We start from the raw sequence: 26,159 nt of genomic DNA on the forward strand, positions 1-26,159 counted from the left end.
ACGACTCCATTAAACGAACTAAAATCATGCCACTTGTTCAACCATTTCTGCTATCTGCCCCATACCCTAGCAGCAATCAGGATTTCACCTAATGAAGCTTGGGTAATCTCAGCAACAGGCGATTCAATTCCTCGCGTTCCTCCGCGCTCAATTGGCTCAAACGAATGACAGCTTGTTGATTGTTACTGTACGTAATGGTAACCGCCGTAACGTTTTTCTCCGATTGTTGTTCTCCTGTAATCTTTTCTAGGCGTGTTGTCTGTTCCAAATCATACTCACGTTCTATTTCTCTGATGTATTCCTCCGCAGTACTGCTCGCTTCCGATGTTTTGCCAACTGCCAGGCTCGCAGAAGCCGCCTCTGGCACAAGCGCTTCCTCGCTCCCTTGGTAGAATGACTTATATTTTTCTATGCATTTGCTGAAATAGAGCTCATATATCTTAACGATGTGATCGCTGCTTTGCTGGATCAGACCGCCGTACTTGCTTAAATAATTTTCTATTACTCTGGTACTGCCGATCTGTTGAAACATTTTTTCCAGGCGCGCCAAGGAGCGATCCCAGTTCCAGACTTCAGGATGAAACTCCATACGAATGCCGCGGATCGTAAAATCAAGGTCCGTGCCTTGTAGCGGAAAATTAATCGTTTTATTGATCAGAATTAGTACCTTATTTCGAAAGTCCTCCAATGTATGATGAGTGGCGAACACCGCTCTCATTTTGGGGCCATACACCTGCAGCTCCTGGTTTAATCGGAGAGAAAGCTGGTAAATCTTTGATTTAGCCTTTTCCCTCTCGCCGAGCTGATTCAGATTGAACTCGCCCAATTGGGGCTTGGGACCGAAGGAAGCGAGTAGAGAGGCATTCACAATCCTTCCTTCCAGCCGAAGCATTTCTTGCAGCTCGCCGTGGAAGGTATCGGTGTATAATTCCAGCTTTCGAATGACCATATTGATGCTTTGCGGGTTGTTCAAGATCGTCTGCTTCTGCTTTTTCAAAAAAGTCGAGACATTCTCGGAGATCATTTTGAAATCCATGTTCCGCACCTACATAATCCAAACAATAACATGAAATCGTTTCTGTTTGGCCCTTTCCAAAAAGAAAATAAGGTTGCGCGGAGGCTGCGGAAGACTTATCAGCGCCCCAATTACCGATTCCAGACAGCCATAAGGAATATGATTGGCCCCCAGCAAACTCCGAATCTCGGGGTCTTCGATCTCCTTCAAAAGCTTGTCCAGATCCTCCAACTGCTCCTCCGTCAGAAACCCGAGCACTTGTCCAGATTGCGTCAATTTGGCCTGTATTTCATCCTGGAGGGTGTCCCGCTCCTTCCTCAAACCCTCCAGCTTTCCGCTATCCGCCGACCGGTCGAACAGGCTTCTGGTCAACCGATTAAACTGCCGCAGTCCATCCTCCAACTCCTTCCGTACGGAAGGATCTACACCGTAGTACGTTTGTCTCATCGTATCCTATCCTCCATCCTACAGCTTAAGGCTGCTGAACAGTCCGTTGCTGATATCCATGGCTCGTACATCCGCAACATAGAGATGACTCCCCTTCTCCGATAATTGTTTCTCAAACTCCGCGCGCACATCCGGAGCAATATCGAGATAATCACGGGTAACGACGACCAGCGAATTCTGCTCATGTCCCTCCACTTGCTCGAGCATATGGCCCATCTGATTCCGTATATATTCGGCAGAGCCGCATTTGGCCTCGATATACAGATCTTCCCCTTTACCGACTGTCAGATCCCCAATCCGCATCTCCTCAAGCGCGCCCCGCAGAACCACATCCGGTTTGGTCTCGCCATATTCGGTCTCCACTGTCATTTGCTTCGACTCGGTCAGCTCGAACCGATCGCCTAACGAATCTTTGATTTCGTTCTCAAAGACCGTCCCTTTATACCGTTCAAGCGTATCCGCGGCTCGTTGATAAGCAAGATCGGAGCCGGGATCCCGAAGAATCTCTTCATTTTTCGAGAGCACGGTATCCATATTCGGGTAGGATTCGCGCAGCTCGCGAATATAAGCCGGGTCGCCGAATTCCTGAGTCTGTTCCCGAAGCCCGATATCGTCCGACATATAAGCCGCTTCTTTGACTTCCCGGTTCTGCTCCTCCATCAGCCTGCTTTGATCTTGGAGTTCTAAACCTTGACCGGACTCGGTGTTCGGTATCTCGCGGCCTCCGATTTCCGTATCGACGAATTCTAGATTCTTCACCTCGCCTGCTTGCTTGACCGCCTCCGTATTCTCCGTCATTTTCTTAACTGTCTCAAACGCCAAAGATAGATCAGACAGCATGCTCACCCTCCAATCTGCGCCGGTTCAATTCCAGCAGCGTGTATTCCTTCTCGTTCTCGTCATATTGTTTCGTCAGCAATTCCAGGACACATTCTATATAACGCTCGAACCGGATTCTTTTATTGATCTGCAGTCCCAACCGCGAATCCGTCCTCACCATATAAAACAGTGCTTCCCGCAGGAAGGAACGAATAAAGTCGTCCGCCATAGCGCTCAGATCGAAGCCGTACTCCGACGCCTGACTTACGATTTTTTCCTTCACCGCCGCATAATTTCCCGGAAGATTCCGGAGTTCCTCTCTTAACAGCACCCGATAGAATTCGCCGGCCAGCTTCTTCAGCTCGCCATATGCGTCCATATTCTGCATAATGATTTCAGTAAGCGGATGTTGCGGACGAATGCGATGAAGCAGCAGATTATATGCCCGGCTTCCCTCGGCCAGCTCCCGGTCCGGTACGAAGGCAATGCCTTGTTTGCCGTGGAGAATCTGGAGATGCGCCGGTCCGCTCATCCCGTCGGAATAGATGAGTGCAGCCCCGTTCTGCAGCCGGCTGATAAAGGAAACCTTCTCATCGGGCATCCCAAGCGAATTAGCCACATATTCGCAATCGTCCCTCGAAACGATCCGGTGGATAATCTTCGTATTCGTATTCTTCAATACATCTGGCGATAGTTTAGTAGGAACTTGGTCGACAACAATCATACCTTCCCCATAAGCTCTGATCTCCGATAGAATATGACTGAGGCTCTCGACAGCCTTGCCCTTAATGTTCACCGTCTCCGGATTGCCTTGCTGCTGCACATTCGCGAATATGCGATGCGCCTCCTCAAGCACGAGCAGATGCTTCAGATCGCCTGTGAAATTAACAGTTTTCGCTTTTAAGTACTCATAGATAAATACCGAAATTAGGCCGATGACAAGTGACTTCTCATCATCATCCGCAACGGCGTCCAGCTCCAGAACAGTCGGGCAGGCGAGTAGTTCTTCCATATTCAGCACTTCCACCGTGTTGAGCATCGCCCCTTTACCACCTGTCATCAAGCTCTTCATCCGAGTAAGCAACGCGGCCCGAATATTTTGCATCTGCTCCTGGGCGTACCCAAGCTCACGGGTATACTGGTCGATCTCATGATACAAGTCCTCAATTGTCGGAAAATACTTATGATAGTGGCCCTCATGACTCTGATAGATGTTACGGGAAGTCGTAAGGCTCCAGCCCTTTTTCATATATACATTGGTGATGCACTGCTCCAAAATATTCGGCATGGAAGCATACATCGTAAAGGCTGCATTGAAAATAACCTTTAAATTGTCGATATGCTGCTGAATGTTCACGCTCGGCTCGAAGTAGAACGGATTAAGACGCAAAGGGGACACAGCTTCTTGACCAAGCGTGTAGACCCTCAGATTTGGGAAAGCCGCTTTGAGGCTCCGATATTCCTTCTTCGCGGGCTCGATTATGAGAAACGGCACCTTAACTTCCCGAAGCAGATTAAAAATCGTATTTGTCTTCCCGCTCCCCGTAATCCCGGCAACAAGCATGTGCTTGACCAGTTGATTAGGGTCGAGTCTGAAAATCGCATCCGTTCGCTGTTCGCCGTCATATAGATGACCAAGCGGTATTCCTTCCCAGCCAAGCGGGTTCTGGCTGAAACGCGGAGCGCGAGAGAATTCATAACCGTTGAAGTCCTCTTTCGGGAGCTCGAGAAGCCGGCTTAGCTCTTCGGTCGTGACGAACGAATATTCCCGGAATCGCTCTTGGAAGATGTCGAGCGCCACTGCCGCCTGATCCCGCTCGAACCATTCGGTTGGACAGGCCGGTTCGCCTAGGACGAATAGTTGGTACGGTTCGATAGCGCCTCGATTATAGCCAGATCGGTATATCTCGCCCGCATCCGTAAGATCGATTCGGTTATTTGCATAGATCGAGACAACGGTCCGCCACAAGCCTGAGGTAATGGCCTCCCTCAACCGTTCGATATGCTGCTCCAGCAGCCGGTCAAGCTCTGTCGACCGACTGTCCGTTACTTCAAGATTCGTCGTCTTGGTTTCGGTCACTCCTGTACTGTCCGAAGTTGACTGCGTGCTTCCTTCGCTCCATGTTTCGCCCGAGTTGACAAGGACGAGACTGCCTCCGTTATTCCCCCCGTCCGTCGAGGTCTCCCCTTGACTGGTGGAATAAGTTTCGGAAGTTGCCCTGCTCTCCGAGCGACCGACCTTCAGCTGAGCCGAATAATCGGTCCTAAGCTCCATTGCTTGCTTTAGCTGCTGGTGTACGACCAGACGATGTACAGGCTTCGCCGCCACCTCCAGCATAATGTCCTTCCCTGCCATCCAGCGAAGCAAAGGAACGAGATGGGCATATACATCCGTCTCAGATCTTGCAGGAATCCCCGTAATCAAACCGTGCTGGGAGTAGACCTCTCTTCCCTCTTGGAGCTCGGCCTCAATCAGCTCCGCTCCTTGAAAATAGGAACGAAACCTTCCGGAGAGCGACCGATTTCCCTTCGGCTTGGAACCGATATAGAAGCTGATTGTATTCCCTTCGCTGCTGCTTACGATCCGCAGCAGTACCGGTGATGCCGCATCCGCAAGCGAGGCCAAAAACTGACTTACGCAACGGTTGACATGAGCGTGCAGCGGTTCAGTCTCACTCTCTTCCGCAACGGATATTTTTTTGATCTGGAAGAAGCGATAGTCGTTGCCCGCTCTTCCCGTCGATTTCAGCCTCGCCTCCTCCGGAGCGGAGTGAAGGCGCTGCAATCTTTGAATTTCTGTTAAAGCATCGGCCAATGCCAACCCTTCTTCCGCTATAGAATCGGACCGCAGGCGTCCTCAATTTGTTGCAAATAGTGATCGAACAGTTTAACGATATCCTTTCTTCGTCTCTCTATGACGGCCGCTAGCTTACTGTGGCTAATCCGCTGCTTAGCTTTTGCGGTTGCGGAAGCGGTTGCCGGGTCCGCCGTTACTCGCGACGAGTGCCTCTGCTGTGTTCCTGAATTCAGGCGAACAGCCTTCCCAGTCAATGTGCCGACTATAGCGCCGCCTACAGTCCCTAATACGATGAGCGGAATACTCTTCGTGACTGCTGCGGCGATACCAATTCCGACCACCGCCCCAATTGGGGTCCCAATATTTAAGATTGGAGCAGAACGCTGAGGCCGGGGAGGCGACGGAATGCCGCTCGCGCCCGGTCTCTCTTCATATACAGTCTCCATGCTTTCGCTCTGATGAATCGCAAAGGCTGGAATGGCCAGCTTATGATGAATGCTCTCGATGGCAGACAGAACCTCTCGCTTTCTCGACTCGTCCGCCAGACTAAATTCGGAATGCTTACGCAACTCGTCCAAGACATCTTCTTTGACCGCATAGGCATAATTCGATAAACGTCCGGCCTCAAGCCCGCAAATCGATTCGATTGTTGCCCAATCGTTCACGTTGCTGCAGTCTCTAATAAGCCGTTCGTAAATTTTGTCCAAGTACTCATGAATGGACTGCGCTTTGCTCTGAAAGTTCATCGGTGCTGGCCCCTCCTTCCAGCAAGGTAGAAATTCTGGACTCGAACCGATTGACTATTTCACGCACCTTGGAAATTAGTTGCATTTTTGTTCCGACTGCAGCCTCCTTCTCATCCTCGTTCTTATTCATTTCCTTTCGCAGATCGGCAAGAACATTCTGCTTAATTTTCACGACATTCGTAATGATCTTGCCAACCTCGCCGTTAATATCCTTGACGATCTGGTTGGCCATCTCCATAATCGGCGAGACGATAGCGACCTGGCTCTGCTGCAGCTTGACATTCATCGAATCCGTCAAATCCGTAATGACGACGTCAAGCTCCTTCTTGAAGCGATGCAGGTCAAACTTCTCTTCGTAATCCTCGGCGCCGAACCATCCTTTGACCCAGTTCCAAAAGCCTTTGACCTTCACCTGGCTGGTCGAGGCGTTGCCGGCCTCTTCCACGCGCTGCTGACAATCCTTGGCCACCGAGACGAGAATGCTCGAAAATTCGCGTTCGATCTTGTTCATGGTCACTCCGACAAGATTCTCAACATTCAGGTTACCAATTCGATTCATCTTGGAGCCCAGGTTTTTGAATTCCGCTTCTTCCATTCGCTCCGTTACGACGTCGAGCTGGACCTGAATATCCCCAATCAAACCGCTAATAATATCCTTAACCATCAGGAAAGAGTGGCGAACAAGCTCCTTTACCTTCAGAACAAGGAACTCCTCCGCTTCAAGGAATAAGGATTGAACCGTCTCCTCCGCATTGCTTCGGTCGATTGACACCTTGGCCTTAGTCCACTTTTTGTACAGCTCGCGTTCGAAATCTTTCGTCACATCCACGAGCAGTCCGCTAACCTCGTCGGAAACTTCATCCTCTATCCCGCTTCCTTCAAGTCCGCCTACGATTCTCCTCTTTACCAAACCGTTAATCTGCTCCAATGTCTGAACCTTCAGATCCTCGATTTCTTCCTTCAACATGTCGATTTTTCCGATGTAAACGGACTTGTCCTCCTGCAAGGTTGACTGAATTTCCTTGACCTCGAACCTCAGCTTGTTCACACTGTCCGACAATATCGATCGGATGCTGGAAATGACATCCGTAATGAGGTATTTGTTCTTGCTTTGCAGATACTCCCCGAGCGACAACTCAAGCTGTCTAATCTGACTGAATTGAATAATATTCGGAGCATGCTCTTCACTAAGCAATCTCCCGCTGATCGGGAACTCCGGCTCGAGCGGATCCGGAATCTTGATTTTGCGGTCCCTTTGAATCTCCGTAATCGGGAGATCGCCGGAATACAGCTGCTTCCCGCGCATACCGTAGTATGCTGACACCTCATGAATGTTGGGATTGCGAATAATGCCGCGCAGAACGCCTTCCAGCTCCTCGCGAGCTTTGGCAATGTCCGACGGGTCGAACATATCGATTTTGTTGATGACAAAGAAGATGTGACGGCCGTCCTCTTCGAGACTGGACGTTTTCGCAGATTGAACGTAATTGCGAATTTTGCTAGTAAAATGTTCCTCACCCACACTGTCAGGGTCGATCATAAAGATAACCGCATTGACCTGTGGAATGATATTATTGGTGATCGCCTCGTGCTTCTCATGACGAGAGAACAAGCCCGGCGTATCGATAATCTCTACATTATCTCTGCAGATATCGAGCGGACAATAGACGACGACCTGCCGAATTCTCTCTTCATTCGTCTCGTCGCGAACAGTTGTTATCCTCTTCAGCATCTCCTTACAGGAATGATAATTAAGCGGTTGTCCCTCTTCATCCGTCTCCACCACGTCAATTTTCGGACTATGAATATAGCTAATCTCAATGCGGATTTGCTCAGAGTAGCTTATTTTGGTGATAACCGATGTCTCTGCCCGGATATCCATACTGAGCAGGTCCTTGCCGATAATGGAGTTGATAAAAGTCGATTTGCCCGCGCTGAAGGGAGCGACGAGAGCGATTTTGAAATCGCCTTTTTCAAGCCGAACCGCCTCGTCTTGCAGCGTCGAGTTCGTCAAGAGCTGCTGATCGACCGAATCCGCATTTTTCAGTTCATCGATAAATGAGAGCAAATATTTCTTCGTCTCCGCATATCTTTCTAGCATTTGTTAATCACTCCCACGTATGTAATAAGTCATCGAACCCGGAGGAGGCGTGCAGCAGCTCCGGCAGGGTTAGAGGAACTTCCGGCTTGGCGATCGGAAAAGCGAGAGAATCAATCAGAACGATCTCCGGGTTTCGGATGACGTCCTGGACCGTGATCTCTCCGGATTGAAGCCGGTCCCATTCCTCGTAATAATAGGCAGATACAAAAAAGACAGCTTCGCTCGTATACTCCCTTACGACCCTCGTCAGCTCCGACCTTAGAGCTTGCGGTTCCAAGCCATAGTACATGAATCGGTCGAACTGATTCACTACGAATACCTTCTCTAGTTCGGGATAGAGCGAGCAGATCTTCTCAAGATAGGACGGTTTCAGAATCGCGCCGGGGTCGATCACAACCACCATCCCGTCATAATAAGCCCGAACATCTTCGGGATCGGGCGTCCCCTCTGCTCCCGCGTCTGTAAAGCGAACGGCATTGGAGGCGGCACGGGAAGACTGCAGCATGCGAGTAACTGTACTGGCTCCTGCGCCACGCGATCCGATAACCAGCCAATTTTTGCGCGTAACGTCGATTCCGGAATCATGAATGCCGAATGAAACCTGCTCCAGTCTCTCTGCCAATCGATCCATACCGCTCAGCTCCGGCAACAGTTCCATGTGCTGCGGGCTGATTCTTCGTCCGGATAGGAGGCCTTCCGGTGCCGAGATGAGAAACTCCCTATTCTGCTGTACTTCGTACAAAGAGAGATCTCCGTGAGAATAGCTATGATATACAGCCGCATAGAACGACGATACCGCGAAGACAACCGGATCAGGAATGTATGACCGGACCGATTCATTAAGCTCCAGCCTTACCTTGACAAGCTCCTGCGCGTCGAGTTGATCGCATGCGTCAATAGCGAAGAAAATCGTCTTCGCATTTCTTCGCACATTCAATATTTCGGCGATGGCTTCTAAGAAGAACCGGTTGCCGATCTGGCTAGGAACAAGTAAAAAACAAACGATATCATAACTCGGAAGAGAGGTAATGTCGCATTCCTTCTCAAGCACGACCGACTTGAAGCGAAGCTTGGACCTAAGCGTGTTCAGCGACTCCCGCTGCCGCTGGTTCTCGACGATCCAGACGGAGTTCGTCTGCAGCATGATTCATCCTCCCTCTTGCCAGTATGAATGTCTCAAGCTGTTCAATCTGGCTGAACCCGATCAACGCCTGACAATGATGCATCTCTAGCGATCGCCCTGCGTAAATGTCGTCTCCCTCGAGCGCAAAGATCTCCTTCTTTCGGCGGACCTGGTCCAGTTCGATCTTGTCATCGCGAAGAAGCTTGCCATAAAGCGCAAAGTAACCGGAGACGAAAAACACTTGATCCATCTTATAGTCCGGATCGATCTGTTTGAGCACAATTTCCATTTCATTCATGATTAACTCGTAATCATCGCTAAACATATCCAGCTTTGACAGCACGTAGCCATATCTTTTATTACGGCCCCGAATAAACTGAAGGAACTCTTCCATCTGCTTTGTGAAATGAGACTCTCCGATATGGCTCGGACTCTTAAGAAACAGAACAAGATCGCTCATGTCCAACGCTTCGTTCGCTTTCTGATTATGATCCGCATGCCTTGAATTCAAGCCGGGCGCATCGATAACCGTAAGTCCGCGAAATGCCTCGGAACGGTGATGAATTTGCACCTCTACAGGCGCCTCTTCGCTTCTTACTCCCGTAAACTCCTGCAGTTTCAGACTAAGCTCCATATATGTTTCAAACGACTGCATGACTATGCGGCCATCGTCGTATTTCACGAACAACCGATACGCGTCTGCGCTGACCACCTTCGTAATGATCGCCGTTTCTGCCCGAATATCCGCTTTAAGCAGCTGCTCGCCGAGCAGCCCGTTAATTAGAGTCGATTTGCCGTACGAGAACGGGCTGATGAACGTTACCTTGTAGTTGTCTTCATAAAGCTCGTATAGCATCTGCGTGTAGTCGTCCGCAGAGGCGTCAGACCGCTTCATGAGCTCGATCACTTTGGCAGCCGTCGTAACTTCCTCGCATCCGAACTCGAAGCGGATCGCGCGGACCTCACCCCGTTCCACCAGCTTCATTGCGACGCATGTATGGCCCTTCTCGAGCAAATCTCTCGTATAATGACGGATTCGAAGCAGAATCATTCTCTCGATGCGGGCATGGCTGACTCCATCAAGCTCATATTGCCTTACCAACCGATTAGTCAGGGCTGCTACAAGATGGCGGCGCAGCTCCGGCAGCTTCGGCGCGTGCGTATCTGAATCAGGCGCCTGAACCTTCACCGAGCTTCCCGCCAGCTTATCCTCAAGCACTCGCTGCAAAGCCGGCTGCGGAGCATCGAGTTGAATGACATAGGGCTTTGGCCCGATCATGCGATGCGCAAACTCCTGCAACGTTTGGGCGTATGCCTCTAGCCGAGCCCTATCATTTTCGTCGTAGATATGGTAGATGGAGAACGGATACAGATCAATGGCTTGTTCCACTTGTCTCCCTACCTGAATATATCCTTCGTCATAATAGAAATAAGGGGGAATCGCCACATGCATGGATTCCGCTATAATCATAACTTGAAAGCCTGAAATCGACATACTAAACCTCCCGGAGGAAATACCCGACCAGAACAATAACTACTATTAGCGCGATCCCCCAGATGTTCTGGCTCTTCCGAAGCTTCCGGGTTTGATCGTCCAACCTGGCGATCATATCAACGTGCATTTTCTCAAGTGTCTGGTTAAACGTGTTCACAGCCTTATTCACTGCAGATAAAGTAGCTTCCATTTGCAGGCGAAATTGCTTGATTGCCTCTAGCGTATCGTCCTTGCTTTTTGAGAGATGATTCACCGTATCCATATGCAGGACCGCGTTCGATTGCGATGCCGTTTGCAGCATGGCCTTTATTTGTTCCAGCTGTTCATGGAATTTCAAAAACGTCTTCCGATCCTGCTCGAAAATCGCTTTAACCGCATCTTGTTGACCAACGGTCAATTTCTCTACGACATCCTTGGAAGAAACCAGCAGCGTCTTTTGCAAGCTTTCCTGCAACTGGTTGACCTTGTTCATATAATCTTCGTTCTGCTTGTCCCATTCCGAGCGAAACGCCAAATCCGCCGCTTCCATCTGTGCAACCATTTGGGCAACCGCGTCCCTCGCTTCTTGCGAGGCTTGCAGCGCATCCGCCATATTCGAATTCAGCAGCATATTAAGCTCGTGAATCCGGTCTATCGTGCCTACCGGAGGCTCTTTATCCAACTTTACTCCCAATTCATAACCCCCTATATATGTTCAAAAGAATCAAAAACCTTCAAATCAACTAACTAAATAGGTATTTATAACTATACATTAAAATCTCCAACACTTCCTTAATTTTCTTTGAAAAAATGAAAGGAAATACCTTTCTTTCAAATCCACTTTGCCTTCTAAAACTATATAACATAGAATGAGTCGGCTTCTTACGCTCAGAGTGAACTGATACGAAGAAGCCGACTCATGATTTTCATATTATTACTAACTCATCTCTTCGACTTATAAAACTCATGATACAGCTTCATAAGCGCTCTCTTCTCAATCCTCGACACATAGCTCCGTGAGATCCCCAATTCCTTCGCAATCTCCCGCTGCGTCCGCTCATCCCCGCCATGCACCAGCCCGAACCGGCCAATGACAACTTCTTTCTCGCGGTCATCCAATATGTCCAAATTCTTATAAATCTTGCTCTTCTCGATCTTGAGCTGCACTTTATCCGCCACATCGTCGGACTCGGTCCCGAGGATGTCGATCAGCGTGATCTCGTTCCCCTCTTTATCCGTGCCGATCGGATCGTGCAAGGATACGTCCTTGCGCGTCTTCTTCAAGCTGCGAAGATGCATAAGTATTTCGTTTTCGATACAACGGGCTGCGAAGGTTGCAAGCTTCGTGCCTTTGCCCGTTTGGAAGCTTTCGATGGCTTTGATCAGGCCGATTGTGCCTATCGAAATTAGATCCTCTAGATCTTCGCCCGTGTTATCGAATTTTTTGACGATATGGGCGACCAAACGTAAATTGTGCTCGATCAGCAAGTTGCGCGAGTGCGGGTTGCCTTCTGCCATTAACGCCAAATGCTTTGCTTCCTCGTCCTCCTTCAGCGGCTGAGGAAACGCGTTATTTTTCACATACGACACGAGCAGCGTCAGCTGCTTAATGAACAAAGCGATAGCCGTAAAAAATCCCATGCTCCGTACCCCCCATGCTGTATTGGCAGGACTGCCGGCTCATGCCGAGCCTTCGTCCGTGCTCGCAAGAACGTCAGTTGTACATTGTATGTAGGCGTGGGCCTATCTGTGCATGTACGTCATGAAAGAATCATTTTTAAACGTCGTTAACGGAGGGCTGCGAAACATGTCGAATTTCAATCTCTTCCATACGTAACGCGAAAAAGCCCGGCATGCTCTCACACTCTGAGAACTGCCGGACTTCCCATCCGCCTTTATCTATATCGGAATTGCCCGATTCCGCTTTGCAGGGCAATGGTCATATTTCGCAGCTCGTTGGAAGCGGCGGCAACCTCCTCCACCATCGCATTCTGCTCCTGCACCGACGCCGCGATCATTCCCAGCTTCTCGGCGTTTTGACCCGCCGCGTCGGCTACATGCTCCGCGCCTGCCTGCATGGCGCTCATCTTCGCCGATTGGGTGGACATCAGCTCCGCGATTCGGTCGATGGCTTCAACCGTTCGCCGGACAGATTGCGTGATGATGAGCTGCATGCGGCTAATCGTTTCGCCCGTATGAGCCGCTTCGGCTTCGGTATGCTGCGCCTGCGTTTCGATCCGGTCAACCGCTACCGTCAAGTCGGACTGAATCGCCCCAACCAGGCCGCCGATATGCTTCACTTCGGTTGTGGTATGATCGGCTAGCTTTCGGATTTCGCCGGCAACCACTTGGAAGCCCTTCCCATGCTCGCCTGCATGGGCCGCTTCGATTGAAGCATTCAACGCGAGAAGACGGATACGGTCTGAGATTTCCTCCACCGCATGGATGATTTGCCCGATCTGAACCGCATGGTTTTCCAGGTTTTTCATCATAACGGCTGTCTCGCTGCCCTCGGCCGCCAGTCTATTCATGGCTGAAGACATCGAACTGATGGCCTCGCTGCTCTTCGACATGGCTTCCGCCATGCGTCCGGCATCTTCTTGAGCGGCCGCCGTACAAGCCTTCGCATCGGAGGAAATCACGGCAATCTCTTCAATAGAAGCGTACATCGAGCGAGAAAGCTCCGCCTGCTTATCGGTATTGCCGGAAATTTCCCCTACGCGCTCGGTCACGCCTGTCAGCAAGCCCGCTACCTGCTCCAGCGCCTGCCGCAGATGCTCCACTTCCGTCCCTGTCTCCGTGGAGTGCTCATCGATATTGGCTACAATTCCCCGTAGACTCGTGATCATCTGGTTGAAGGACGAAGCCAGCTGCGCAAGCTCGTCCCCGGAATTCGGAATCGCCACCGCGGCCTTCAAATCGCCTTTAGCCGCAGCGCTTGCCGCTTTATGCAGCGCGTTAAGCGGTCCCACCAGCCATCTTGCCGTTAACCAGCCGAGAAACCCCGTCCAAAAAACGCCTAACGCAAAGGTCAAGCTTGTAAATAGCCACGACTCCATATTCGGAGCCAAATAATCCTTCAGCACGAAAATAAAAAACGCGCTGGTGCCGTACGTTACCGTTGCTGCAACGCTAATGCCTACAACGATTTTTGTAACAAGACTGTTCAGCAGCTTCATCGTTGCTCCCCCTGACGATAATGAAAGATTCTCAATGAATTATGTCACATTTTGTTATCAAAAACTGTGATTTATATCACACCCCTCCCTAAACGAGGCACGAACACAACGGTTCGCGTCATGCATAAAGGATGGAAATTTGCAAAAAAGACCCGGATTTTAGAAATCTATCTTTTCTTATTTATGTTAAGTTGAAGGCATGCGGCATCATGAAATATCGATCATACCATCACGTTTTGGAAGGAGGCTGCCAATCGCGTCCATCGCATCCGTAAGCGAACAATGTTAAAGCTCTACAAGAGGAGGAACAGGAATGAGAAGCGTATTCGGAACGGTGATGGCCTTCCTGCTGCTCGTTGGCGTAGCGGCCGTTCCCGTTAAAGCGCATGCCGCGGATCCGGCTGCGGAAGGTCAAGGTCTGCTTGGCGAGTTTTATCGCTGTGTCCCGAACCCCAATAATCGCGAGGATATTAACGTTTTTAAATTTGACGATTTTCGCGGAGAGCGGACGGTCAGTCAATTGAATGGCGACTCGTTCACAAGTCTATTTAACCAGATGACCGGCTCGCCCGATTACAACACCGCCCGATTTACAGGCACGATCGTACCCAAATATTCAGAGGAATACATCTTCCATATGGTAGGCGACGACGGCTTCAGACTGTGGCTCGACGGAGAGCTGATCATCGATTTCTGGCAGCAGAAGTGGGAAATCGAACAGTCCAGCGCCCCGATCTGGCTGGAGGCAGGCAAGCATTACGATGTGAAGATTGAATATTTGCAGGGCTGGGGCGGCGCATGGCTCCGCATGGAGTGGGAAAGCGCCAGCCAGCAGCGGGAGATTGTTCCGGAATCGGCCCTATACCTGCCGGCGGAGCGCACCCTTGCCGCGAAGAAAGAAGATTTGAACGGAGAAGTGCAAAAGGCCGAGTATTTGATAAGCAGCTTTACAGATCAAGTATCGGAAAATGATGCAGCCCGCCTGAATGAAGTGAAGGCATCGGCAGAACAATTGCTGAGCTCGATGGACGGAATGGAAATAGACGACAGGGAAAAAGCTGTTCTTGCTTCCGAAATGATACAAACCGTATCTGATGCGCGTTCCGCTTTTATGAAACAATTGGGCGCTACAAGCCCCACCGTGCATAAGAAGTTCAACAACCCGTTATACCAGGGGCAGGATCCCTTCGTAACGTATAAGGACGGTTTTTATTATTTCGTCTCCTCCAGCAACCTGGATTCCAATAACAAAGTATACGTATCCAAGTCGCGGACTCTGGTCGATCAGGGCGAAAAGGTCATGGTTTTCGACTCGAAGGGCACGCAGACTCGCATTTTTGCTCCGGAAATCTTTTTCCTGGACGGCAGATGGTACATCTACTACTGCGCCGATCTGAAGGAATACGGGTACCGGCATATGGCGACTGTGCTCGAATCCGTCAGCGACGATCCTCAAGGGGAATACGTAAGCAAAGGCGCCATCTATACCGGCGTGAACGGCGAGTACAGAGAGGCTAACGACTTTACGGTGTTCGAGCTTAACGGACAGCTGTATGGGGTATGGGGAACGTTAGGCCCCGGAGAGCCTGCAGGCCCGGCCATTGCCCCAATGGATAATCCTTATACCATTTCGGCAGACCGCACGATCCTGCGGAACGGCGGCGGTGAAGGTCCTCGCGTCCTTCAGCGCGACGGCAAAATTTTTATTACCGTATCGGAAGGCGACTATGCATCGAACGGATACCGCTTATCCTACTTCATGAATACCGACGGGGATGTCCTGAATCCTGATTCATGGACTCGTCAAAATGACGTGTTCACGTCGACAAGCGACGTTTCTGGTCCGGCTCGGGCAGGCTTCGTGAAATCGGCGGACGGGACGGAGGATTGGATGATCTATCACTCCCGCGTCTACAAGGACACGGAGCGCAACTGGTGGAGACAGGTCCATATCAAAAAATTCGGCTGGAACGAAGACGGCACGCCTAACTTCGGCAAACCCGTCTCCCCTTACGAGTGGCAGCAGCTGCCATCCGGCGATTTAGGGCTTGGCGTTATGTATCAAGCGGAGGACGCCATTTTGTATGGCGATATTACGGTTGAAAATCGCTACGCCAACCATCAGGGCTCCGGATATATCCATTTGCCCGAAACGGTCGGCGCGGAAGCCAGCTTTGTCGTTGAGGCGGAGACGGCTGGCGATTATATTGTAGGTTTAAGGTACGCCTATGGCGTGCAAGTGAACGGAGAATCGACGAATCATCCAACGACCCAGCTGCCGTCCCGCGCGAAAATCAATGTGTATGTGAACGGCGCTCACGTCAAGACGATTGCTCCAGACAAAACCGCGATCAGCTGGGAAGAGTGGTTCACGGCTTCCGAACGGTTAACCCTATCATCTGGCAAAAACGTCATCAGCTACCGGATCGACAACGGCAGCATCGGCAACGTCAATGTCGACTTTATGTCGATGTATAAGGCGGATGTTCCGAATGATGCCGAGCCTGCGGCGCTTGCCGCAATCCTCACCGGCCCGCAGCAGACTGCCGCGGGAAGCGCCTTCGGGGCAACGTACGGTTTGGCGCAAGTGCCAAGCAGCCCGGAAGAAGCGATTTACGCGCAAGATCTTGTGTTCCATTATGATCCGTCGAAGCTTCAATTTATTTCGGTCGAATCGTTGATGGAAGGGCTTGTCGTCATCGATTCCAGGACTGATATCGTGGGCCAAGTGCGAATTCTCGTTGTCAGCGAGGGGGCCGGACATGCGGTCGCTGCGGACGGCGATTTGCTAAAGCTTCATTGGAAAGCGCTTCAGCCCGTCTCGCAGACGGCCATTACGCTTTCCCAGGCATTGCTTGCGAATGCGGACGGCGCCGAGACCGCTTTGCCGCCTGTTTCGTTACCGATCGAGATCCGAACCGCCGCCGCGCCGGGAGATACGAACTCGGACGGCAAGGTAAGCGTCGGCGATCTCGCGCTTGTCGCCGCCAGCTACGGCAAGGACTCGACTAGCCCGGATTGGAACGCCGTCAAGAAATACGATATGAACCAAGACGGCGTCATCGACATTGCGGACTTGGCGTTTATCGCGAGGACGATTCTCCAATAGTGAAACAAAGAAACCGACCTTGCGAAAGGTCGGTTTTGTTTACTCAAATCGGAATGGCAACCAAGCTTCCCATTCCAGCAGACTTCTTACACCACAACATACCGATGCGAGTGGAGAAAATACAGCCCCGCTTCCTTCACCTTTCCGCCGGTCAGCCTCTCCCATTCCTCCGCGTACGCTTTGACCTGCGGCCTATAATAAGCCGTAAGCCGCTCTTCCTGCGAGAGGTCGTGATGGTCGGTCTTGAAATCCGCGATCACCCAGCCGCCGTCCTGCTCCTCGAAGACGAGGTCTATGACGCCGCGAAGAAGGATGGCGCCCGCCGTTCCGTCAGCGCTATCCGCCGGTTCCGACTCCATTCTTGCAGCTTGGAACGAAAACTCGAAATATCTTCTCACCGACCGCATGCACCGCTCCCACAGCTCGGATTCGGCTGTCTTCCGGACCGCTTCAAGAGCAGGCTCGATCCACTTCTCCTCCGCTTCCTCCTCCTGAGCAGCCATCTTGCAAAATAACGGCAAGTCCGAAACGTCCATTCCCTCGCCAAGCGCCTGCAAGCAGCGATGAACCAAGATGCCGTAGGCCATGCCTTTGCCCTCCGCCGAACGCCGAATCGGAACGTTGCCGCCGCCGGCCGACTTGGCAAGACCTGTTACGCTAGCGCTCCGGTAGCTTGGCTTCGCCGCCTTCTCCAAGCGCGACCTACGCTCCGCAGACCACCCCTGTATGTCCGGCATGATCTGAAGCTCATCGGGTATAACAGGCTTTGCGTTCGCCTCGTCCAGCTCCAGCTGATGCTGCAGCGAGCCTGCAAGCAGGCTCCACGGATCAATTGCCGGCCGCGACGGATACCGGCTGACGATCAGCAGCTGCTTCGCCCGCGTTGCCGCCACATACAAGAGCCGCTCCGTCTCCGCATGCATGAAGAGCCGTTCCGTCTCGTTGCGTTCCGCCCAGCCGACGGGCTGCGCAATCACTTCGCTCGTGTAGCTGTCCCGCTGCTTCGAAATGGTGAAGTAGCCCTTCGGCCGCTCGGCCAGCCGATCGATATGCTCCGTCGCGTCGTGATCGACATTGCCGCACGGGCAAGCGAGGAATACGACCGGCGCTTCAAGCCCCTTCGCCTTATGCAGGTTCATGATGCGGACAGCGGCTCCGCTCCCCGAGAAGAGGCTGGCCGACTCCAGCGCTTCCTCCTCCGTCAGCTTGACCAGCCGAGCTGTCAACGCCGCCCAATCGACGGCAGCGTCCGCATCCTGCTGCAGCGTCTCGAGCAGCTTAATCAAGGTCCCGCTCCGGATCGCTCCGCCCGAAGCCCCTCCGCCCGCGGCAGCCGCGATTAAGCCCATGTCATCGAGCATTCGGCTGAGCGCAGATAGAGCCGGCAAGCTTCGGGACCATTCGGCGTATTTCCGAAGGGCGCTTAACGCTTCTTCTACCTTGGCGCCCTTCTCCGACAACGCTTCCTCTTCCCTTGAAGCGTACAAATAAATTCGTCCGCCTTCGCGGCGGTAATGATACAGCTCATCGTCGCTGATGCCGAAAAGCAGCCCTCGGAGCACCGCCAGCAGCGCCACCTGGTCGAGCGGGTTGTTCAAGGCTTGAGCGAGCGAGCGAACGGCGGCAAGCTCCTCCGTCATCGTCTCGCTGCCCGACGTTTCCGAGGGCAGCCCGTATCGCTCCAGCATCGCCGCGTACAGACCGATATACTTGCGGTATTTGACCAGAATAAGTAAGTCGCCGGGCGCCGCCGGGCGGGTTAACGCATGCCCGTTCCCATCCTTATCGACCGTTATGGTTAGATTGCCTCGGCATGCCCACGCGATGTAGGACGCCATTCGTTCCGCGTCCCAGCAAGCAATGTCCAGCTGACGGTCAAAGTCCTGCTTCGGCACATGCATCGTATAAACGCCATGGAGAGACTTCTTCCCCGAGGGATTAGGCAGCTGCGTCAGCATGCGCACATAAGGCGCTTGAAAATCGGAAGCTTGGTCCGGGGCCGCAAATTTGCTTTCAAACGCGTAGTTCACATAATCGCCGATCGCTTTCACGGAGCGGAAGTTGCGGTTCAGTCCCAGCACTGCCCCCGAGGCCGCAATCCGGCTCTTCACGAAGTTATAGGTCGAAATGTCCGCTCTTCGGAACCGGTAGATCGACTGCTTCGGATCGCCCACGACGAACAGGGACCCCGGCCGCGGAACCGCCTTGCGCCAATCGGCCTCCGCCGGATCCGCCCCCGTCAGCAGCATCATCATTTCCGCTTGAATCGGGTCCGTATCTTGAAACTCATCCACGAACAGCACCTCGATGCGCCCTGCAAAATAGCGCCGAATCTCCGAGTCCGCCCGCAGCAGCTCCGCCGCCTTCATGAGCAAATCTTGAAAATTAAGCTTGCCTTCCTCAAGGCGGCTCTCCCTGTTATACCGGACAGCTGGCCGCACAAACGCCACGACCTTCGGATGGAGGTATTCCCGCCATTTCGTAAAAAACGGCTCGAGCATCGTAATTCGCCACTGCTGGAACTTATCCGAGATTTGCTTCGCCATCCGTTTATCCGTCCAACGGTTCTGCGTCACCGACAACCCCCGGTCGAACAGCTTCACCAGCTGCAGCAAGCTCATCTCGTCGTTCGTCCCCTTCGTATCGAGATAACGCAGCGCCAGACGGATGGCCTTCTGAAGAGGATCCCAGCCTTTCTCCGGCTCGTAAGTAGGTATGTAGGGCGCGGCCTCTTCCAGTAACGGCGGAAGCGATTCCCGAATCCAGCTGAAGTCCGGCTTCTCCGCCGGCTCGGTGAAAATCTCAACATCCTCATATTGCGACACGCGGTGGTACACCGCTCTCAAATCTTCGACTGTCATATTAAGCTCGATCAGCTCATCCAGCAGCTCCGTCGCGCCCTGCTCTTCAAGCAACATCAAATAACGATCCCAGTTCCGCTCCCGCAGCTCCAAATCTTCGGACTCGTCGATTTCCCGGAATGCCGGATCCAGCCCCGCTTCAATCGGCCTCTCCCGGAGCAGTCTGCCGCAGAAGGCATGGATCGTGCCGATAAAACATGCCGGGAGCTGCCGCAGCGCCTCGTCCCAAAGCGAGCGCTCCTCATCCGTCGCCGCTTTGGCGCTCTCCTGTTCCAGACGCATACGGAACCTTCCCATCAGCTCCGCGGCCGCTTTATTCGTGAACGTAATCGCCGCCATTTGCCGAGCTTCCGCCTTGCCTTCCCTTATGACGGCTATCATCCGGCCGACGATCGAAGTCGTTTTGCCGGAACCGGCGCCCGCTTCCACAAGAAACGTGGTATCCAGCTCCTCCAAAATACGCCGGCGCGCTTCCGCGTCCGTCTGAAGCAGCGAAGCTTCGTTAATCATAACGGCTCACCTCCAAAATAAAGCGCAGCCTCTCCGCGTTCTGCTCCGCTTCCCGCTTGACCGCGAACAGCTCCGCATGGTTGCCGCAAACCAGGCGGTAATCGCACCACACGCATTGCTTCTTATCCGATGCAGGGGGGAACAGCCCTTCCCGCATACTGGCCGTTATAGCCTGAAGCAGCGCCGCTAGATCCGCTCTTCGGCTTTGGGGGCGGCTCACTTCCTCGCCCATGCCTTTCTCCGTCGGGAACAGATACGACGATTCCACGACCTCCGCTTCCGGGTCGAAGCCGGACTGCCGCATCCATTGCTCCGCCGCAAGCCCATAAAGCGGAAGCTGAAGCTGCGTCCCGCCTGCGAAGCATTCATTCCCGCCGAATTTATTCGGATTGCCTGTTTTATAGTCATAAATCTTGTAGCGATGCGGCGCGATTTCATCGATCCGGTCGACGTAGCCTTTTAACGGGAGCGACCAGCCGCCTTCGAAGGTTACAAGCAGCGGGACCGAATCCCCGTGCAGCCTGAGCTCCGTCAGCACCGGCTTCGATCCTCTCTTCTGTTCATTCGCGTAGAAGATCCGGACATCGTTTAGAATACTCGCGGTTTCCTTCCTGACGATAGCAGAGCTGGGAGCAGGCACCCGCTCCTCGTAGGCCCGGATCATCGTTTTGGCGATTTGAATCAGTGAATCCAGATCATCCCCGCCATCCCTCAGAATGGAGACTTTTAAATATTGCTCAAAAATCCCATGAAGCAGGCTTCCCCGCACGCTCGCGTCAAGCCATTGCGAACGGTTATACAGAGCTTCTTCATTCGGCTGGACGCCAAGCTCGTATAGGAAAAAATACTGCAGCGGGCACCTTCCATAACGCTCCAGCATGCTCGCGCTGAACGCATGGCCTGCGCCGGCGTCGCCCGGCAGCTCCTCCTTATGCCGTCCCCTCTCCACAAGACCGTCGTAAACCGATACGGACAGTGCCGTTCTGGCCGACACCGCTTCCTTCCCTTTCTTCAAAGAAGGATACGCATAATGCAGCAGCCGTTCCCCGTTGCGAAGCGTTTGATGACTGCCTGTCAAAGCGCGAGTCCACAGCTCTGTCGCATCCGCCGCAGTCTGGGACGGGCTGTGAGCAAAGGCGATCATTCGCCCCATCGCTTGATGCAGCCTTGCGTAATCCGCATCGCGCTCACCGCTCCGCCTGCGGTATAGGTGCAGCAGCTCGTACGCCGGCATGTGCTCCTTCTGCTCCGCCATATCGTATGAACAATAGCTCATGACGCAATTTCCGCGAATCATGCCAAGGCGGCTGTTTCTTGAACGGATTTTCCGCTCCATATCGGCAGCGCTTAACGGCAGCTCGGGGTGAAGCCGCGCCTTCTCCGCATCCAGCAGTACGGGATTTTGCCTTATTGCGGCTGACCAGCAGCCTTCCGTCATGCCTGTAATAAACGTATAGGAACGTCCCGACTGCCCGCCTGTCCCTAGAGATGACACATGAAGCCGCCCTGGCTTAGGGAGCGGCTCCGCAGCAACACGAAGGCTCTCGACCGCTTCGCGTACATACCTGAGGCCGAGATTGCCCCTAAGCCGTATTGCCCCTGCCGGCTGAAGATTTTGCTGAAGCGCCCGGATGCGGCTTACCGCCTCGTAGTCCTTCTCTTCCGGCAAGACGGCGTGCCGGTCAAGAAATTGCAGCAGCTCCCGGAGCATCGTATCCGGCGACGTGAAGGCGCCCTCATCCAATGGCGATAGCAGCCCATCGAACATGCGATGCAGCAGAAGCAGGCAAGCAGCCCGCTCTTCCGCTAACCCTTCAACCGCAGCCAGCTTGCCAAGAAGCATGTAACGTTCTTTGCCCCATCCGATGCCGGATTGCTGCAGCTCCCGAATGATCCTTGCCGCGGAGATGGGCTCTCCCTGTTCATCGCGCAAGGAAATAACGCCCTGCCGAAAGGCCGTTACCATCGGAGCCAGCTGATACCCGGATTCAAGCCAGTCCAGGTAGAGCAGCGCCGCCTTGCCGGCGTTCGTTGCGCGAATTGGCAGCCCGTCGCTAAACGTACAGGGCAGCTCCATTGCCGCCATGACCGTATGTACCGCAAGCACGCCCGATACAGGATCGGAAGCGATCACTTCAACTTCATCGAGCGCCGTTTCATTCGATAAGAGCCTGCGCATGACCTCTCTCGTCTCCGCCAGCGCCCCCGAGGCGTGGAAGAACTCGAGCCCCGCTAACGGAAAATCCCCCGGCTCCAAAAAGGAAGGCTCCGCCTCCAGCACTCGGTACCGGCCGCCTGACAGCTTCCCCATCAGCTTGCGGTCCGCCAAGGACCGCAACACGTCCGGCGCGACAATCAGCATTGAAGCATCGGGCCGGACTGCCAGATCATCCGCCGCCTCGGCAAGACCGCCCCAGTCCGCCAGCTTATTCGTCGCAAGCCAGCTTTCGTATTGCCGCAGCAGCTCCCGCAGAAACTTTCCTTTATCCACGGATTCAAATGCTTCCGGATCTAGCGAATCCGCAACAATGCCGCATGATCGAAGCTCAAGCAGCGCTTCATAAATGACGTCCGTCAGTCCAGGGGTTAAAGTAAGGCCGCGCAAATAGGAGGATTGACCGCTCGTCTGCTGCTTTTCAAGGAGCATGCAAACGATCCATTTGGTCTCAGCCGGCGAGACGTAACGCAGACCCCGCTTCGCCAGCGCCAGCTTCGCAAGCCCCAAAGCCCAAGCCTCAAGCGTGACGGACTCCGTATGAAGAACAGGGCCATGCTCGCGGCTTGCCCGCTCCAGCCACAGATGTCCTTGCGCGTAGCTTCCGGTTATAAGCCGCTTCCGGCTAAGCGGCTCTTCTTGAAGTATGGCGTACAGTTCCTTAATGAGGCTGCTCATCTTCCATCCTCCTCAATAGCCCGAATCACAAGCATGCTTTTCCATATTTAGCATTTTCGTGTTCGCCTTGGGAGAATCCTTCCTCCTACAACCGAAACATGACAATAGCAAAAAACCGGCCCTACGTCGGAGGCCGGTTCAAATCGAGCTAGAGGCTCGCTAAGCGCCGCAGCACTTTTTAAATTTTTTCCCGCTGCCGCATGGGCACGGCTCGTTGCGTCCAATTTTTTTGCCGGTTTGGAAGCTAACCACATTGGAGCTGCCGGCAGCGCGGACAGGCGCCGCAAGCGGGGCTGCGTTCGACTTTGCAGACAGCTCGGTAGGCGCATAACCTTTCAACGTCCATAGCGGCGTTCCGTTCATGAACGGAACAAGCCGGTCCACGACCATACGCATGCTATTTTCGTCCATTTCTAGGCTCTCTCCTAGAAACTCCACCAGCTGCTGCAACGAATCGCCGGCCTGCATGCCGATCACGCATGCGTTCGAGATTTCGATCGCTTCCGCTTGATCCATATCGTAGTAGGTGGCGAGGAAGGCGGCGAACGTCCTATACGCTTCATTCCGTTCGATGAAGCCTGCTTCCCCGGCTCTTAACAGCTGCGGTTTGGTGAAAGGATAAAATGACAAATCCTGCCTCTTGTCATGCTCCTCCAATACGCCGGCATCCAGCGCTTCAATATTCGAGAATCCGTCGTTGTCCATGACGTAGCTGTACTGATCCGCATTGAACGTCAGAATGCGCACGATTTCCGTTGCTTCAACGGCTTTCCCCGTATACTTTGCAAGCAGTTGTTTCAAGTCTTCAATTCGCAGCGATCCATAATAAAGAAGCATGCCATTCGTTAACCGGCACCACTCGGTATTGCGCTTGACGACCGCGCTTAGATCGGCGCTGTCCGCTTCTCGGACGACCGCCGCAAGCTCTGCCGGCATAACCAGGCTTTCTTTGCCGTTCACCGTCCCCGTAAAAACGATGCCGAGCTTGCACATGGAGTCGACCATCGCTCTTCTCCATTTGCCGGCCGCGCCGCATCCGTCCTGTTCGGCCAGCTCCTTCACAAGGCTGTAGCTCTTCTCGTCGAAAGCTTGCAGCAATTGCGGGATATCTTGCATTAACGCTTCCGCCAGCTTTTCGATCAAATCCGCTTTTTTCAAGCTGCTCGCGCCTTTTATATCCAGACGGACCCTAATCGCCGTCAATTCATCCTTCGTCAATCGCGAGAGCGCGTCCGTTAGTGAAACCGCCGGATCAATCGGCGTCCAACGCTTCGCTTCCGCTTTTTGCTGCCTTTTATTTTCTTCTTCCACCATTTTCCCCATCGCATCTATCGTCATTTTCTCTGCTTTTTCCTTCAATTTTTCAGCCACTTGCCTAAGACACTCCTTTTCTTCCAAAAACAATACCGTCTATTCTACCACATTCTTCGAAGGTACGGAGCCTTTCAGGCAAAAAAACTGCCCGGCAGCTTAAATTGCCGCGGGCAGCTTTCCGATTTATTTTTGGTTCGCGCGCCATTCGTCGATCTGTCGCTGGACCTCTTGCATAACCTTATCTAAGCCGTTATCCTTGAGCTTCTGATTCACCTTAGGAAGATTCTCCTTCGGATCGAGCGTGCCAGAGAACAAGGAATTGTAAGTCGCTTCTTTGGCGTTCTTCAAGTTAGCCAGCTCCGTTGTAATGTTCGTCGTGTCCACCTGGAAACCAAGGAGCGGCGAGTTCGTCGCGGAGTCGTTGAACGCTTTGAATTTCTCCCATTTATCCGCCGGATCTCCCGTATTCAAATACGTAAGCATCAGGTTGCCGACGGTGAAGGCCGGGAAGCCGTAGCCGCTGTCCGGGATCGAATCCTTGGACTGGTCGCCCGTCTTCGTATAATGCACATTCTCAATGCCATAATCGATCAGATTGATGACATAAGGATCCGTATAGAGCAAGTTTAGAAACTCCATCGCTTTATCCGGATGCTTGGATTTGGCGTTAATGGCTTGCATAGCGCCCGCGACCGACCAATTGAAGGCGATCGGGTCGTGCATTGGCACGCTGACGACCTCGTAACCCGCGTCGCTGCTCCATAAATTATCCGCATACGGCTGCGCGTCGGCTACGTCCAGAAGCCATTTGCCCGTCTTGAAATAATCGCCGGCATCCGTCTGGGTCGCAACATCCTTCGGCAAATAGCCGGCCTTATAATATTCGTGCATCGTTTCAAGATAGCGCATGGCCTCCGGCGTTTCCCAGACGTTAATCAGCTTATAATCGGTCGTGTCCAGCGGCATCCCGATGAACGGCAAATCGTTAATCGGCAAGTCATACGGCAGAAACTCGGCAATTTTGGCCGGAATCGGAGGAATAGTCGGCTCCTTCTCCTGAAAAGCTTTCAGAATCGGAGCCAAATCCTGGATCGTTCGCACGCCGGAAATATCCAGACCGTTTTTATCCAGCATCGTTTTGTTGAATCGGAATACGCGCTGCTGCGGCAGCTCTTTGTTCGTCGGCAGGCCGTAATGATGTCCGTTTACTTTTGTCCCCTCCAGGAATGCAGGGTTAAGGGCTTGCAAAATACCTTGGCCCTTCTCCTGCAGCAAGGCATCCAGCTCGTAGAACGCTCCTTTTTTGGCGTTGGCGAAATAATCGTTCGCCCAAGAGCTCGTAAACGCGATGTCATACGGCTCGCCGGATGCGATCGTCACTTGCATCTTTTGCGAGTAGTCGCCCCAGTCCAGCATTCTCATCTCGACAGTCGCGTTAATTTTCGGAAGAATGTACGCATTCAGTTCGTCGTTAACCTTTTTCAAATCGTTCGGCGGCGTTCCGATCGTGTACCAGATCAGATTGACGGGTTTTTCGTTTTCCTTCTCGCCTTCGTTTTGCGCCCCCTTGCTTGCCTTCGGCTCAGTGCCCTGATTTCCGCCGTTACTGCCATTGCCGCTCGAGCAGGCGGCCAAAACCGATGCGGCAAGGATGACCAAAGCCAAGCCGATGATCCACTTTTTGTTAAACACGCGAATCCCCCTATCGTATCATTCAATTTATTTTAACCGCTCAGGCGAAAGGCGTGTAGCCTGTCTGATGCGTTTAAAA

Annotated in this window: 16 protein-coding genes; 1 reads left to right on the plus strand and 15 read right to left on the minus strand. The window is 52.8% G+C overall.

The genetic code is table 11. The features are described from left to right. Positions 1-88: 88 nt before the first annotated feature. The 11 genes from D3P08_RS06130 to D3P08_RS06180 all read right to left on the minus strand — a co-directional run bounded on the left by D3P08_RS06130 (position 89) and on the right by D3P08_RS06180 (position 13,701). Positions 89-1,036: a hypothetical protein gene (locus D3P08_RS06130; protein ID WP_119598535.1), complete on the minus strand. Its 948-nt coding sequence runs from the start codon at positions 1,034-1,036 to the stop codon at positions 89-91. A gap of 9 nt (positions 1,037-1,045) precedes the next feature. Then, on the minus strand, positions 1,046-1,462 hold the full coding sequence (locus tag D3P08_RS06135) for a hypothetical protein (protein WP_119598536.1): 417 nt from the start codon (positions 1,460-1,462) through the stop codon (positions 1,046-1,048). 18 nt (positions 1,463-1,480) lie between these two features. Then, positions 1,481-2,302, minus strand: a complete 822-nt coding sequence (locus D3P08_RS06140) for a hypothetical protein (RefSeq protein ID WP_119598537.1) — start codon at positions 2,300-2,302, stop codon at positions 1,481-1,483. Next, positions 2,292-5,096: an ATP-binding protein gene (locus tag D3P08_RS06145; RefSeq protein WP_119598538.1), complete on the minus strand. Its 2,805-nt coding sequence runs from the start codon at positions 5,094-5,096 to the stop codon at positions 2,292-2,294. The genes D3P08_RS06140 and D3P08_RS06145 overlap by 11 nt, the downstream gene beginning before the upstream one ends. A 17-nt stretch (positions 5,097-5,113) precedes the next feature. Then, a complete protein-coding gene (locus D3P08_RS06150; protein WP_119598539.1) occupies positions 5,114-5,824 on the minus strand; it encodes a glycine zipper 2TM domain-containing protein in 711 nt (236 codons plus the stop codon). Beyond that, positions 5,790-7,925, minus strand: coding sequence for a dynamin family protein (locus D3P08_RS06155; protein ID WP_119598540.1), 2,136 nt, complete (start codon positions 7,923-7,925; stop codon positions 5,790-5,792). Before D3P08_RS06155 ends, D3P08_RS06150 begins: the two co-directional genes overlap by 35 nt. A 7-nt stretch (positions 7,926-7,932) precedes the next feature. After that, the gene (locus tag D3P08_RS06160) at positions 7,933-9,069 is read right to left on the minus strand and encodes a hypothetical protein (RefSeq protein WP_119598541.1); all 1,137 of its coding nucleotides are present in this window, start codon (positions 9,067-9,069) and stop codon (positions 7,933-7,935) included. Further along, positions 9,002-10,543, minus strand: a complete 1,542-nt coding sequence (locus D3P08_RS06165; protein WP_119598542.1) for a dynamin family protein — start codon at positions 10,541-10,543, stop codon at positions 9,002-9,004. Before D3P08_RS06165 ends, D3P08_RS06160 begins: the two co-directional genes overlap by 68 nt. Before the next feature lies 1 nt (position 10,544). After that, the gene (locus tag D3P08_RS06170) at positions 10,545-11,216 is read right to left on the minus strand and encodes a hypothetical protein (protein ID WP_119598543.1); all 672 of its coding nucleotides are present in this window, start codon (positions 11,214-11,216) and stop codon (positions 10,545-10,547) included. A 248-nt stretch (positions 11,217-11,464) separates the two neighbouring features. After that, the gene (sigK, locus tag D3P08_RS06175) at positions 11,465-12,163 is read right to left on the minus strand and encodes an RNA polymerase sporulation sigma factor SigK (RefSeq protein ID WP_119598544.1); all 699 of its coding nucleotides are present in this window, start codon (positions 12,161-12,163) and stop codon (positions 11,465-11,467) included. A 254-nt stretch (positions 12,164-12,417) separates the two neighbouring features. Beyond that, complete coding sequence (locus D3P08_RS06180) at positions 12,418-13,701, minus strand: methyl-accepting chemotaxis protein (RefSeq protein ID WP_119598545.1); 1,284 nt, start codon at positions 13,699-13,701, stop codon at positions 12,418-12,420. Positions 13,702-14,014: 313 nt separating this feature from the next. Between D3P08_RS06180 and D3P08_RS06185 the strand changes: the two genes are divergently transcribed. After that, positions 14,015-16,810, plus strand: a complete 2,796-nt coding sequence (locus D3P08_RS06185; protein ID WP_119598546.1) for a family 43 glycosylhydrolase — start codon at positions 14,015-14,017, stop codon at positions 16,808-16,810. 86 nt (positions 16,811-16,896) lie between these two features. Here the strand turns inward: D3P08_RS06185 and D3P08_RS06190 are convergent, their stop codons facing one another. The 4 genes from D3P08_RS06190 to D3P08_RS06205 all read right to left on the minus strand — a co-directional run bounded on the left by D3P08_RS06190 (position 16,897) and on the right by D3P08_RS06205 (position 26,080). Beyond that, positions 16,897-20,181, minus strand: a complete 3,285-nt coding sequence (locus tag D3P08_RS06190; protein ID WP_119598547.1) for a UvrD-helicase domain-containing protein — start codon at positions 20,179-20,181, stop codon at positions 16,897-16,899. Next, positions 20,174-23,074: a PD-(D/E)XK nuclease family protein gene (locus D3P08_RS06195; protein WP_119598548.1), complete on the minus strand. Its 2,901-nt coding sequence runs from the start codon at positions 23,072-23,074 to the stop codon at positions 20,174-20,176. Before D3P08_RS06195 ends, D3P08_RS06190 begins: the two co-directional genes overlap by 8 nt. Positions 23,075-23,233: 159 nt before the next feature. Further along, entirely contained in the window at positions 23,234-24,445 is a 1,212-nt protein-coding gene (locus D3P08_RS06200) for a Rho termination factor N-terminal domain-containing protein (RefSeq protein ID WP_119598549.1), read from the minus strand. 126 nt (positions 24,446-24,571) lie between these two features. After that, a complete protein-coding gene (locus D3P08_RS06205; protein ID WP_119598550.1) occupies positions 24,572-26,080 on the minus strand; it encodes an ABC transporter substrate-binding protein in 1,509 nt (502 codons plus the stop codon). Between the last annotated feature and the right edge of the window lie 79 nt (positions 26,081-26,159).

It is taken from the genome of Paenibacillus nanensis (genome assembly GCF_003583765.1).
Classification (GTDB): domain Bacteria; phylum Bacillota; class Bacilli; order Paenibacillales; family Paenibacillaceae; genus Pristimantibacillus; species Pristimantibacillus nanensis.